Raw genomic sequence first — 13599 nt, 5'->3', positions numbered from 1 at the left:
CCTGGCCGTCCTGTCCACCCGCGGCCGCGCCCGCGTCCCGCGCATGGACGCGCCCGTACGGCTGGTCAGCGACCGGAACCAGGAGAAGCCGCCATTCGTCCGCGAGGACGTCGCGGGGCGGCTGTGGCAGGTGAGCGGGAGCGGGTTCTGGCAGGTCCACCCGGGCGCCGCGCAGACACTGGCCGACGCGGTCCTGGACACCCTGGAGCCCCGCCGCGGCGAGATCGCGATCGACCTGTACTGCGGCGCGGGCCTGTTCGCCGGCGTCCTGGGCGAGCACGTCGGCTCCGACGGCCTCGTCGTGGGCATCGAGTCGGACGCCCAGTCGGTCCGCGACGCCCGCTTCAACCTGCGGGACATGCCGCACGTCTCGGTGGAGCGGGGCGAGGTGGAGAGCGTCCTGGACGAGATCGGCTTCGGCCGCGGCAAGACCCGGCTGAACCGCGCCGACCTGATCGTCTTGGACCCGCCCCGCACGGGCGCGGGCCCGGACGTGGTCAAGCGGGTCGCGGAGCTGGCGGGCCGCCGCATCGCGTACGTCTCGTGCGACCCGGCGACCCTGGCCCGCGACCTGGCCCTGTTCGGCGAACAGGGCTGGACGCTGTCCGCCCTGCGCGCCTTCGACGCCTTCCCGATGACCCAGCACGTGGAACTCGTGGCGACGCTGGTCAGGGGCTAGAGCTCTTTCTCGCGCACGTTCCGTGGACGCCTGTCGGTATTGACATCATCCCCGCACGGATGCCGGAGGAGCCGACGAACGCGTGCGCGCTCGTGGCGTACGGCCGGGTGAGCGCGACGCCGATCTGTGGAGGGTCCGGCGGGTCGGCGTATGAAGGTCTTTCCCGTCCGGAGAGACCAAGATCAGCAGGGCCCTAGATCGGCTCGGGACCGGCCTCACCGCGCTCGTGACGGGACGAGAGAAGCGCCATCTCGTCATCGGAGAGGCGCAGTGCACCCGCGGCCACGTTCTGGGCGAGGTGGTCCGGATCGCCGGTCCCCGGAATGACCAGCACGTGCGCCCCCTGCTGGAGCGTCCAGGCCAGCCGTACCTGCGCGGCCGTCGCGCCGTGCGCCCGCGCGACCGAGAGGACCTGGGCGCTGTCACCGGCCTCGCGTCCTTCACCGGCGATGGTGAAGAAGGGCACGAACGCCACGTCCCGCTCGCCGCAGGCCCGCAGCACGGCCCCGGCCTCGGGCGGTGCGCCGATACCGTAGGGGTTCTGGACGCAGACCACCGGCGCGATGGACCGCGCCTCGGCGAGGTGCTCAAGGGTGGCGTTGGAGACGCCCAGGTGCCGGATGAGGCCGGCGTCGCGGAGCCCGGCCAGCACCCCGAAGTGCTCGGCGATCGAGCCCGCCTGCCGGCTCCGGGGGATGCGCAGGTTCACCAGGTCGAGGTGGTCCCGGCCGAGCTGCCGCAGGTTCTCCTCGACCTGGCCGCGCAACTGCCCGGGTGTGGCCCACCACCACTCGCCGGAGGGATCCCGGCCCGGCCAGACCTTGGTGGCGACCACCAGGTCCTCGGGGTACGGCGCCAAGGCCCGGTTGATCAGCTCGTTGGCCGAACGGAGCGAGGAGAAGTAGAACGCGGCCGTGTCGATGTGATCGACGCCCAACTCGACCGCACGCCGGAGCACACTGATCGACCGTTCGCGGTCACCCGGCGCGCCGGAGCCGAAGACGGCACTGCCGGTGAGACGCATCGCGCCCAAGCCGATGCGGTTGACGGTCAGGTCACCGAGCTTCCAGGTACCCGCCGAACCGCCGGTGTGCAAGTTCATGATCAGCAACCCCTCTCCCACCGGCCGCTCGCTTCTGTGGGCGGAGCGGTCCCGGGCACGAAAAAAGCCTCCCCGGTGGATCGGGAAGGCCTGAGTGATGACGAGGATCATAGCGAACCCCGAGACCACGGCTGGTGAGGACCTGACGGCGCCCGGTGCCTTGGCTGCCGCACACCGCAACCCGCACAGCACAGGCCATGCACCGCAACCCGCGTACCGCAACCCGCACACCGCAACCCGCACACCGCAGCCCACGCGCCGTAAACCCGCACACCGCCCGCCGTGTAGGGAGCGACACTCGACACGGCGCCCCGTGCGCGCTTGGAGGAGCCCGCGCCGTACGGGCGCGGGTGGACACACCGGTGGCGACCGATGAGTCGATCCGCCGGGCCGAGGACCCGTTGCGGGTGCGCCCGGCCCGCACACCACAGCTCACGTCGCAACCCGCACACCGCAACGGGCACAGCGCAGCCCACACAGCGCCCGCCGCGTTGGAGAGCGATGCTCCATATGACGCGGTCCGTACACCACAGGCCGCAAACCCGCAGCCCGCACAGCGCGAGCCGAGCAGGGCCCGACGTTCCACACGACGTGGCCGCACACCGCAACCGGCACAGCGCCCGCCGCGTACGGGCGACACTCCACACGACACTGGCCCGCACACCGCAGGCCGCACAGGGGACGACCCTCCATACGACGCGGCCCGCACACCACAGGCTCCACAGGGGCAAGGCCCCACACGACGTGGCCGCACACCGCAATCAGCACAGCGCCCGCCGCGTACGGGCGACACTCCACACGACACTGGCCCGCACACCGCAGGCCGCACAGGGGACGGCCCTCCATACGACGCGGCCCGCACACCACAACCCGTAACCCGCACGCCGCACACCCGGGCTGCACAGGGGCAACGCTCCACACGACGCGGCCCCCACACCACAACCCACAACCCGAGCCGCGCAGCGCCCGACGCCCAACACGACGCGACCCTTCGTGAGCGTGGCGAGTATCCGCTGCGGGCGGTCCTGCGGATCGGCCAGCCGCGCGTGGCGGCGCGCGGCCGCCTCCCCCGGTGCACTGTGCCCGGCCGGTATCCCCGGTGCTCTGTGCCCAGGCGGTATTGCGGTCACCCGGCGCGGTTCCGCCGGCAGGTGTCGGGCCGCATCGGCCGGCTCGGTGCTACCCGCGTCCGGTCTTGTGCTTGGTGATGACGCCGCAGGCGATGCGGGCGCCCGAGTCGCCGGTCTTCAGGGTCTCGGCGTCCGGGCCGGAGGGTGCGTAGCGCTTGGGGACGTTGGCCTGGTTGTCCGGTGCCGCGTGGATGATGATCGCCCCGCTGCCGTGGTCGAAGAGCTGAGCGAGCCGGAAGCGGTCGGTCGTCACCGTCGCGCTGCCCGTGCCGTCGCCGTTGACCAGCAGGGGTGGCAGGTCGCCCGAGTGTTCCGGGTGGGAGTGGGCGTCCAGGTCGAAGTGGGGGCCCGCGCTGAAGAACGGGCTGCCCGTCGCCGGGTCCTTCGACTTCGGGTCGCAGACGCCCTTCGCGTGGATGTGGAAACCGTGGTAGCCCGGTGGCAGGCCCTGCGACGTGACGGTGATCCTGGTCCTGTCGTCCTGCTCCTCGATACGGAGGGTGCCGACGTTCTTGCCGTCGACATCCTTGATGACGGCTTCGCCGCGCTGGTCGGCGGCGGTCATCCGCTCGGCCACCGCGGCGCCGAGTGCGGTCGCGCCCGCGCCCAGCGCGACGACCGCGAGCAGATGGTATTTGCCTGCCATGCGAAGGCCCCCGGGTCAGAAGTCCGGATCGAACATTCCGGACGGACTCCTACCCACGATTCGTCACGGACAGTCACCGGTCGTCACGCGGTCGGTGACGTCGGGCGCTCCAGAGGCGTACGGCCGCGGGTCAGCAGCCAGACCATCACGGCCAGGCCGGCGACCTGCAGCGGCCAGCCCATGACGACCTTCGCGGCTCCCAGCCACGCCACGTGGCCGGCCAGGTAGAGCGGGTACTGCACCGCGACGCGCACCAGGCACGGGATCAGCAGCAGCCAGGTGAGCCGGGAGCAGAGCCGGACGATCTCGCGGTCGCGGTGCCAGGCGGTCGGATCGCCCGTGACCGAGCCGATGATGAAGCCGACGAGCGGCCAGCGGACCACGATGGACAGGAACAGCACGGCGGCGTAGCCGGCGTTGTAGAGGATGCCCGGCAGGAACGCGTCCTGGGCCTTGCCCGACCGCAGCGCGAACAGGGCCGCGATCGCGATGCCGAAGATGCTGTTGAGCACGAACTGCACGGTGGACCGCTGCGCCAGGCGTACGAACAGCAGGACGACGGCGAGCCCCGCGCCGATGCCGAGGGAGAGCTTCAGCTCCTTGGTCACGATCCAGGAGACGGTGAAACCGATCGTCGGGATGGCCGCCTCGACGACGCCCCGGGCACCGCCGAGAGCCTTGGAGAGCTGGGCGCGGACGGCCTCTTCCACCGTGTCGTACGCGGCCTTCTCCGGCGCCGCCTCCTCGGAGGACACCGTCTCTTCGGACGTGGCCTGTGCGGACGCCGGGTCCGTGGACTCCGAGTCCCGCTCTTCGGACGTGGCCTGTGCGGACGCCGGGTCCGTGGACTCCGAGTCCCGCCGGGTCGGGTCGTTCACCTGACCTCCTCGCGGGGCACCCGCGTCATCGATCACGCGCTGCCCCGCAGCTCGTAACGCGGGTTGAACATGACCTTACGACCGTCCTGCACGCTGACGAGACCCTCGGCGCGTACGAGACGGCCCGGCTCGATGCCGGCGATGCGGCGGCGGCCGAGCCAGACGAGGTCGATCACGTCGGACCCGTCGTACAGCTCGGCCTCGAGCGCGGGGGCTCCACCCCTCGGACGCAGTGTCACAGTGCGTAGCGTACCTGCTACGCAGGCCCGCCGACGAGCGGCGCACGCCCTGATCGGGGTGGCGCCCTGGGACCCGCTGGTCTTCTGGAGTTCCTGGGCCTCGAGTTCGGCCTTGCTGGACGTCAGCCGGCGCAGGAACCCGCGCAGACCCCGTGACCCTGAGTCCTCGTCGCCCGTATCGGGCACGTCTTCCATGTTTGGCAAGACTAAGCCATCCTTCTCAGATTCAAAGCGGCGGAAATGGTGACATCACGCCGCACCTGACCGCACCCTTCGCCGCGCCGCGAACCCCGCGTCCTCCGGCCGCCGGGCGAGGGCCGCCCGGGCCGATCCGAGCTGCCAGGGCACGCTCGTGACCATGACGCCCGGACGGAAGAGCAGCCGTGCCTTCAGCCGGAACGCGCTCTGGTTGTGCAGCAGCTGCTCCCACCAGCGCCCGACGACGTACTCCGGGATGAACACGCACACCACGTCGCGCGGGCTCTTGGTCCGGACCCGCCCGACGTAGTCGAGCACCGGCCCGGTGATGTCCCGGTACGGGGAGTCGAGGATCTTCAGCGGCACCGGGAGGTCGCGTTCGCTCCACTCGCGCTCCAGCGTCGCCGCCTCCTCCTCGCTCGTCGCCACCGACAGCGCGGTCAGCGTGCTCGGCCGGGTCGCCCGCGCGAACGCCAGCGCCCGCAGTGTCGGCGTGTGCAGCTTGGAGACCAGCACGATCGCGTGGATCCGGCTGGGCAGCGGGACGCCCTCCTCCTCCATCGCGAGCTCGGCGGCCACCCGCCGGTAGTGCCGGTTGATCGCCTTCATCATCAAGAAGACCAGGGGCAACGTGACGACCACGATCCAGGCGCCGTGCAGGAACTTGGTGAGCAGCACGATCACCAGAACCAGGCCGGTGAGGACCGCGCCGACGAGGTTGATCGCCCGCGACCGGTGGATCGCGCGCCGCCGCGCCGCGTCGGCCGTACGGCGCAGCTCGTCGCCCCAGTGCTTGACCATCCCGCTCTGGCTCAGCGTGAACGACACGAACACGCCGATGATGTAGAGCTGGATGAGGCGGGTGGTGCTGGCGTCGAACGCCCAGACCAGCGCGCCGGCGAGCAGCGAGAGGATCACGATGCCGTTGCTGAAGACGAGCCGGTCGCCGCGCCGGGCGAACTGGCGCGGCAGGTACCCGTCGCCGCCGAGGATCGAGGCGAGGATCGGGAAGCCGTTGAACGCCGTGTTGGCCGCCAGCACCAGGATCGCGGCGGTGAACGCCTGGACCAGGAAGAACAGGAACGACCCGCCGCCGAACACCGCGCTGCCGAGCTGGGCGATCACCGTCTTCTGCTCGTAGCCGCGCGGTGCGCCGACGAGTTGCGCCGGGTCCTCGGCGATGTGCACGTGGGCGATGGAGGCGAGCGTGGTGATGCCGCCGAACATCGTCACCGCGAGCAGACCCATGATCGTCAACGTGCCGGCGGCGTTCCGGCTCTTGGGCGGCTTGAAGTTCGGCACGCCGTTGCTGACCGCCTCGACGCCGGTCAGCGCCGTGCAACCCTGGGCGAAGGCGCGCAGCGCCAGCAGCACCGCGGCGGCCCCGGCCGTCCCGTGCGAGGCGTGGACGGTCAGCGACGCCGACTCGGCGGCCGGCGCGTGCCCGAGCGCGGCCCGCAGGAGGCCGGCGCCCACCATGACGAACACGCTGGCCACGAAGCCGTACGTGGGGATCGCGAAGGCGCGGCCGGACTCCTTGACGCCGCGCAGGTTCATCACCGCGATCACCGCGATCAGGCCGAGCGAGATGCCCACCGCGTGCGGCCCCAGCGCCGGGATGGCCGAGACGACGTTGGCGACGCCCGCGGCGACCGAGACCGCGACGGTCATCACGTAGTCGATGAGCAGCGCGCTCGCCGCGATCAGCGAGGCGTTCTCGCCGAGGTTGGCCCGGCTGACCGCGTACGCCCCGCCGCCGCCCGGGTAGGCGTGGCACGTCTGGCGGTACGACGCCACCACCACGAGCAGCAGGAAGACGACACCGGCGCCCACCCACCAGGACAGGGTGAGCATGGCCAGCCCGCCGAGGCTGAGCGCGAGCAGGATCTCCTCCGTCGCGTACGCCACGGACGACAGGGGGTCGCTGCAGAAGACCGGCAGGGCCAGCTTCTTGGGCAGCAGCGTCTCCCCCATCTGCCCGGTCCGGAGCGGACGGCCGACGAGGACACGCTTGGGGGCCTGGAGGACGGCTTGCTTCACAATCGCCAGCAAATACGGCGAAGGGGCCCTGTTCGGGCATCGCTAACATCGCCTTAACGGCGCTCCCCGCGTTCTTAACGCATCCCTAACGCACGCGTTCTTAACGCCCGGCACTCATCGCTCGAAGCGGTACCCCATGCCCGGCTCGGTGATCAGATGCCGGGGACGCGAGGGGTCGGCCTCCAGCTTGCGGCGCAGCTGGGCGAGGTAGACCCGCAGGTACCCGGTCTCGTTCGCGTACGAGGGCCCCCACACCTCGCGGAGGAGCTGCTGCTGGCTCACCAGGCGGCCCGCGTTGCGGACCAGCACCTCCAGGACGTGCCACTCGGTCGGCGTCAGGCGTACGTCCGAACCGTCGCGGGTGGCCTTCTTGGCCGCCAGGTCGACGGTGAAGTCATCGGTGACGACCACGACGTTCTCCTCGGGCGGCTGCGACCGGCGCACGGCGGCGCGCAGCCGGGCCAGCAGTTCGTCCATGCCGAACGGCTTGGTCACGTAGTCGTCCGCGCCGACGTCGAGCGTCTCGACCTTCTCCTCCGAGGCGTGCCGTGCGGTCAGCACGATGATCGGCACGCTGCTCCAGCCGCGCAGGCCCTTGATCACCTCGGCGCCCTCCATGTCGGGCAGCCCGAGGTCCAGCACGATCACGTCGGGGTGCCGGCGCGCGGCCAGGTCCAGGGCGGTACGGCCGTCCGGCGCGGCGTCCACCTCGTAGCCGCGGGCACGCAGGTTGATGCGCAGGGCACGGACGATCTGCGGCTCATCGTCCACCACCAGCACACGGGTCACGGGCCCTCCTTCGTCGGGAAGGCGACCGGGCGTCCCCACTCATCGGCTCCCTCGCCAGGTGCGGTCACGGCGCCTCCTCCGTCGGCACCGCGACCAAGGTGCTGTGCCTCCTGGTCCCCTCGCCACGCTCGGTCACGGCGCCTCCTCCGGGTCACGCGCCTCCGCCGGCAGCGTGAAGATCATGGTCAGTCCGCCTCCGGGCGTGTCCTCGGCGTGCAGGTCCCCGCCGATCGCCTCGGCGAAACCGCGCGCCACGGCGAGGCCCAGGCCGATGCCGTCGCCGCGCGGGCGGTCGCCGAGCCGCTGGAACGGCTCGAACATCTGGCTCTTGGCCGTGTCCGGCACGCCCGGCCCGCGGTCGGTGACCCGCAGCTCCACCACGCCGCCGTGCTCGCTCGCCGAGACCCGCACCGGTTCGTCGCCCCCGTGCCGTACGGCGTTCTCCACGACGTTCGCCAGGGCCCGCTCCAGCAGGCCCGGGTCGGTCAGGACCGGCGGGAGGTCCTCCGGGACCTCGATCTTCACCTGGTCGCCCGGCACGTTGGCCAGCGAGGGGGCGAGGACCTCATCGATCGACATCGGGCGGGTGAGGGGGTTGACGGCCCCGGTCTGCAGGCGGCTCATGTCGAGCAGGTTGGCGACCAGGCGGTCGAGCCGGTCGGCCGACTCCTCGATCGTGGCGAGCAGTTCGGCCTCGTCGGCGGGGTCCCACTGGACCTCATCGGAGCGCAGGCTGCCGACACTGGCCTTGATCGAGGCGAGCGGCGTGCGCAGGTCGTGGGAGACCGCGGCGAGCAGGGCCGTACGGATCTTGTTCCCCTCGGCGAGGCTACGGACCTGGCGCGCCTGCTCGGCGAGCCGCTGCCGGTCCAGCGCCGCGGCGGCCTGGTAGGCGAAGGCGCTCAGCACCCGGCGGTCGGCGGCGGGCAGCACCCGGCCGCACAGCGCCAGGATCAGGGTGTCGCTGACCTGCACGCGGACGTCGGCGTCGTCCGGCCGCCCGCACGGATCGGCGCCGGCCGAGGCGATGCGTTCCCAGACGTCACCGGCCCGCTCCAGGAGGGACACCGAGGCCAGCCCGAACGTCTCGCGTACGCGTTCGAGCAGCTCGGGCAGGGCGTCCTCGCCCCGCAGCACGCTCGTCGCGAGCAGGCTCAGCGTGGTCGCCTCCGAGCGTGCCCGCGCGGCCTGCGAGCTGCGGCGGGCGGCGATGTCGACCACGGTGGCCACGGCGACCGCCACCGCCACGAAGACGAGCAGCGCGAAGACGTTCTCCAACTCGGCGACCGTCAGGGTGTGCAGCGGCGGTGTGAAGAACCAGTTGAGGAGCAGGAAGCCCGCCACGGCCGCCACGATCGCCGGCCACAGGCCGCCGACCAGGGCCACACCGACGGTCAGGGCGAGGAAGAACAGCAGTTCGGTGGGCAGTCCCAGCCGGGCCCCCGGGATGGACATGACCCCGGTGAGGACCGGCGGACCGCACACGGCCAGCAGCCAGCCCGTGGTCAGCCGCCGGTGCCCCAGTGAGCTGCGGGCGACCACCGCCAGGCCGCGGCCCTTGCCGGCGTAGTCGTGCGTGACGATGTGCACGTCGACGTCGCCGGACCGGCCCGCGACCGTCGTGCCGACGCCCGGGCCGGACAGGTACTGCTGCCACCGGCTCCGGCGGCTGGACCCGAGCACGATCTGGGTGGCGTTCACCCCCTGGGCGAACTCGATCAGCGCCCCCGGCACGTCGTCCCCGGTCACCTGGTGGTACGAGCCGCCCAGGCCCTCGACCAGGGCGCGCTGGCGCGCCAGGGCCTCGGGTGAGCCGTCGGCGAGCCTGGCCGGACGGCCGTTCAGCCGGGCGACGTGCACCGCGACCAGGTCGCCGTGGCCGGCGCGGGCGGCGATCCGCGCGGCGCGCCGGATGAGCGTGTCGCCCTCCGGCCCGCCGGTCAGCCCGACCACGACCCGCTCCCGCGCCTCCCAGGTCCGCGTGATGCCCTTCTCGTCTCGATAGCGCGCGAGGGCGTCGTCGACGCGGTCGGCGACCCACAGCAGGGCCAGTTCGCGCAGCGCGGTCAGGTTGCCGACGCGGAAGTAGTCCGCCAGTGCGGCGTCGACCCGCTCGGGCGGGTGGATGTCGCCGTGCGCGAGACGGCGGCGCAGCGACTCCGGCGACATGTCGACCAGCTCGATCTGGTCGGCCCGCCGGACGACCCCGTCGGGCACCGTCTCGCGCCGGCGTACCCCGGTGATCCGCTCGACCACGTCGGCCAGCGACTCCAGATGCTCGACGTTGACGGTCGAGACGACGTCGATGCCGGCGGCGAGGATCTCCTCGACGTCCTGCCAGCGCTTGTGGTTACGGGCGCCGGGCGCGTTGGTGTGCGCGATCTCGTCGACGAAGGCGACCTGCGGGGCCCGCGCGATCACCGCGTCGACGTCCATCTCGCCCTGCCGTGGCGGCACCGTCTCCAGGCCGTCCAGCAGCGCGGCGGTGCGGGGACGGCCGTGGGGGTCGGCGAAGCCGACGACCAGGTCGGTGCCGCGCTCGCGGCGCCGCGCCGCCTCGCCGAGCATCGCGTACGTCTTGCCGACGCCGGGCGCCGCGCCGAAGTAGATCTTTAGCCTGCCTCGCGGCATCCTCGCACTCACCCCCCACTACGCATTGTGTCCCGGCACGCGGACCGGTCCGTCATCGAGGCGGAAGCGCAGGCGGCAGACCACGGCGTCCGTGTCGCGGCGGAGGGCGTGGGCGAGCACGGCCCCACGCTGGTTCTGCAGGACCCGCTGCCAGATGTGAGCGGGCTCGACCTCGGGGATCAGGACGAAGACGTGCGGCTCGCCGACACCCCGCACGTACTCCACGATCGGGTCCACGAGCCGCCGGTGCCGGTCGTTCACCAGGGCGAGGCTGACGTCGGGCGCCCAGCGCTCCCATGCCCTGATGAACTCCGTGGTCTCCTCCGGCTCGTCCGGATGGACGACGCGCAGCGCGACGACCCGGTCGCCGAGGGACAGCGCGGTCGAGATCGCCTCCCGGGTCAGCCGGTTCACGCCGCCGACCGGCACGATCGCCAGGGACCTGCGGGGCCGGGGCCGCGCCGGCACCCGGTCCAGCTCCAGCCGCCGCCCGATCCGCCCGTACGCCCGGTTCACCAGCGACATCAGCCACACCAGCAGCGGTATGGTCACCACGATCAGCCAGCCGCCCTCGGGGAACTTCGTCACCGAGACGACGATCGCGGCGACGCCGGTCATGAGCGCGCCGAGGCCGTTCAGGGCCGCACGGGGGCGCCAGCCGGGCGGGCGCCCGGTCCACCAGTGCCGCACCATGCCGGCCTGGGAGAGGGTGAAGCCGACGAACACCCCGATGGCGAACAGCGGCACGAGAGTGTTCATGGCGCCGCCCGTGCCGACGAGCAGGAGGGCGGCGGTGGCGGTGAGGAAGAAGATGCCGTAGCGGTGCACCTGGCGTTCGGCCCGCAGCGCGAACAGGTGCGGCAGGTTGTTGTCCCGGGCGAGCAGATGCGTCAGGACGGGCATGCCCCCGAAGGAGGTGTTGGCGGCCAGCGCCAGCAGCACGACGGTGGCGCACTGGACGACGTAATAACCGATCCCGCGCCCGAGCGAGCCCTCGGTGACCTGCGAGAGCACGGTGACACCGTGCACCGGGCGGATGTGGAAGCGGTCGATCAGCGTGGCGATGCCGATCAGCATGACGCCGAGCAGCGCGCCGAGCGCGACCTCCGCCCGCTGGGCCCGCCGCACCCGGGGCCGCCGGAAGGAGGGCACCGCGTTGGCGATCGCCTCGACGCCGGTCAGCGCCGCGCACCCGTTCGCGAAGGCCCGCAGCAGCAGGAGCACGCCGACCGCCCGCAGATCCGGCGCCTGCGCGACCGGGTGCGCGATGACGACGGGCCGGTCGCGCAGCAGGCCGACGACGATGACGGCGAGGATGGACAGCACGAAGATCGCGGTCGGCACGATGAACATCCGGGCGCTGTGCGCGATGCCCCGCAGGTTGACGGCGGTGATCAGGGCGAGCACCCCGAGACAGAGCCAGACCGTGTACGGCAGCAGGGCCGGCATCGCCGAGGTGAGCGCGGCCACGCCCGCCGCGATCGACACCGCGACGTTGAGCACGTAGTCGACGACCAGCGACGCGCCGGCGACCAGGGCGGCACGACGGCCGAGGTAGGTCTTGGCCACCCCGTACGCGCCGCCGCCCTGCGGGAAGGCGGCGATCACCTGCCGGTACGACAGCGTGAGGACGCCGAGCAGGGCCGCGATGGCGAGCGTGACCGGGACCGTGTAGCCGAGGGCCGCTCCCCCGCCGGCGGCCAGCACGATCACGATGGCCTCCGGACCGTAGGCCACCGAGGCCATGGCGTCGAGGGAGAGCGCGGCGAGACCGCCCGGGACCGACAGGCGGTGCCGCTCCTCCGTCTCCCCGTCCGCCTCTCCACGCCCGGCGCTCCGCCGGGCGGACAGGATGCTCATGGCTGGAACCGGTAGCCCATGCCGGGCTCGGTCAGCAGGTGACGTGGCCGGCCCGGGTCCGTCTCCAGCTTGCGGCGGAGCTGGGCCATGTACTGGCGCAGGTAGTGCGACTGCCGCGTGTACGCGGGTCCCCAGACCTCGGCGAGGAGGCGCCGCTGGGTCACGAGGCGGCCGGGGTTGGCGAGCAGGATCTCCAGCACGCGCCACTGGGTCGGGGTGAGGTGCACCGGCGGGGTCACCCGTTTGTCCTCCAGGTCCACGACATGGTCGCCGATCTTGACCACCGGCGCCGGGCCGGGCCCGGGGGCGCGGCGGACGGCGGCGCGGCTGCGGGCGAGCAGCTCGCCGAGGCCGAAGGGCTTGGTGACGTAGTCGTCGGCGCCGGCGTCCAGCGCCGCGATCTTGTCCTCGGCGCGGGTACGGCCGGACAGCACGATGATCGGCACCTGGCTCCAGCCGCGCAGCCCGTGGATCACCTCGACGCCGTCGATGTCGGGCAGGCCGAGGTCCAGGACGACGACGTCCGGATGCCAGTCCACGGCCCGCCGGAGGGCCTCGTTGCCGTCGCACGCGACGCTGACCTCGTACCGGCGGGCCCGCAGGTTCAGGCCCAGCGTCCGCGCGGTGAGGGGCTCGTCGTCGACGACCAGGACGCGGGTCACCGTCCTCGCCTCTCTCGTACGGCGTCCAGATGGGACGTCAGGACCGGGTCGGCCAGGTCCGCCGTGTACGCGGGCAGCGAGACGATCATGGTCAGGCCGCCGCCCGGCGTGTCGTCGGGGTCGAGCGTGCCGCCCATGGCCTCCACGAGACCGCGCGACAGGGCCAGGCCCAGTCCGACGCCGGTGTCGTTGTCGTGGTCGCCGAGCCGCTGGAAGGGCAGGAAGACCCGGTCGCGGTCGGCCTCGGGGATGCCGGGCCCGCGGTCGATCACCCGCAGCTCGACCCGGTCGGCGAGCGCGCTGGCGGTGACGAGGACGGGCTGTTCGGCCGACCCGTACCGGATCGCGTTGGAGATCAGGTTCACCAGGACCCGTTCGAGCAGCGCCGGGTCGGCGAGCGCGTCGGGCAACCCGGCGGGGATCCGCACCCGTACGCCGTCGCCGGCCGGGCCGATATCGGCGACGGCGTGCGGCACGACCTCCTCGGCGGCGACCGGCTGGGCCGTGACGCCGAGCAGACCGGCCTGCAGCCGGCTCATGTCGAGCAGGTTGGCCACGAGCCGGGCGAGGCGTTCCAGCGACTCGTCCGCCGTGGCGAGCAGTTCGTCGCGCTCGCCCGCGGTCCAGGTCACGTCGCCGGTGCGCAGGCTCTCCACCGCGGCCTTGGCCGACGACAGCGGCGAGCGCAGGTCGTGGCTGACGGCGGCGAGCAGGGCCGAGCGCATCCGGTCGGCGACGGCGAGCG

The 13599-nt window shown here is 72.5% G+C and carries 11 protein-coding genes and 1 pseudogene; 2 read left to right on the top strand and 10 right to left on the bottom strand.

Features of this window, described 5'->3' with window-relative positions; all coding sequences use genetic code 11:
* On the top strand, positions 1-679 hold a 679-nt coding region (locus ACFFNX_RS29220), incomplete at its 5' end, for a class I SAM-dependent RNA methyltransferase (protein WP_378208950.1).
* A 193-nt stretch (positions 680-872) separates the two neighbouring features.
* On the opposite strand, the gene ACFFNX_RS29215 is transcribed toward ACFFNX_RS29220, so the two are convergent.
* Positions 873-1781, bottom strand: a complete 909-nt coding sequence (locus tag ACFFNX_RS29215) for an aldo/keto reductase (protein WP_378208949.1) — start codon at positions 1779-1781, stop codon at positions 873-875.
* 311 nt (positions 1782-2092) lie between these two features.
* Here ACFFNX_RS29215 and ACFFNX_RS29210 point away from each other — a divergent pair.
* A pseudogene (locus ACFFNX_RS29210) lies at positions 2093-2200 on the top strand (o-succinylbenzoate synthase); the annotation flags it as partial.
* A gap of 760 nt (positions 2201-2960) precedes the next feature.
* Here ACFFNX_RS29210 and ACFFNX_RS29205 read toward each other — a convergent pair.
* From ACFFNX_RS29205 to ACFFNX_RS29165, 9 genes are all read right to left on the bottom strand, one after another.
* Complete coding sequence (locus ACFFNX_RS29205) at positions 2961-3557, bottom strand: superoxide dismutase family protein (RefSeq protein ID WP_378208947.1); 597 nt, start codon at positions 3555-3557, stop codon at positions 2961-2963.
* Positions 3558-3640: 83 nt separating this feature from the next.
* Entirely contained in the window at positions 3641-4435 is a 795-nt protein-coding gene (locus ACFFNX_RS29200; protein WP_378208945.1) for a DUF3159 domain-containing protein, read from the bottom strand.
* Positions 4436-4467: 32 nt separating this feature from the next.
* The gene (locus ACFFNX_RS52405; RefSeq protein ID WP_446678530.1) at positions 4468-4674 is read right to left on the bottom strand and encodes an OB-fold nucleic acid binding domain-containing protein; all 207 of its coding nucleotides are present in this window, start codon (positions 4672-4674) and stop codon (positions 4468-4470) included.
* A gap of 249 nt (positions 4675-4923) precedes the next feature.
* Positions 4924-6912, bottom strand: coding sequence for an APC family permease (locus ACFFNX_RS29190; protein WP_378208941.1), 1989 nt, complete (start codon positions 6910-6912; stop codon positions 4924-4926).
* A 114-nt stretch (positions 6913-7026) separates the two neighbouring features.
* A complete protein-coding gene (locus tag ACFFNX_RS29185) occupies positions 7027-7701 on the bottom strand; it encodes a response regulator (protein WP_378208939.1) in 675 nt (224 codons plus the stop codon).
* 132 nt (positions 7702-7833) lie between these two features.
* A complete protein-coding gene (locus ACFFNX_RS29180; protein WP_378208937.1) occupies positions 7834-10332 on the bottom strand; it encodes a DUF4118 domain-containing protein in 2499 nt (832 codons plus the stop codon).
* A gap of 18 nt (positions 10333-10350) precedes the next feature.
* On the bottom strand, positions 10351-12192 hold the full coding sequence (locus tag ACFFNX_RS29175) for an APC family permease (RefSeq protein WP_378208935.1): 1842 nt from the start codon (positions 12190-12192) through the stop codon (positions 10351-10353).
* Positions 12189-12854 (bottom strand): response regulator, encoded by a 666-nt coding sequence (locus ACFFNX_RS29170; RefSeq protein WP_378208933.1) that lies wholly within the window; start codon positions 12852-12854, stop codon positions 12189-12191. The genes ACFFNX_RS29175 and ACFFNX_RS29170 overlap by 4 nt, the downstream gene beginning before the upstream one ends.
* On the bottom strand, positions 12851-13599 hold a 749-nt coding region (locus tag ACFFNX_RS29165), incomplete at its 5' end, for a sensor histidine kinase (RefSeq protein ID WP_378208931.1). The genes ACFFNX_RS29165 and ACFFNX_RS29170, both read right to left, overlap by 4 nt.

The organism is Actinoallomurus acaciae (assembly GCF_042429965.1).
In the GTDB taxonomy this organism is placed as follows: Bacteria; Actinomycetota; Actinomycetes; order Streptosporangiales; family Streptosporangiaceae; genus Actinoallomurus; species Actinoallomurus acaciae.
Note: the sequence above shows the minus strand (reverse complement) of the source record. Positions and strands in the feature narration are given on the sequence as shown.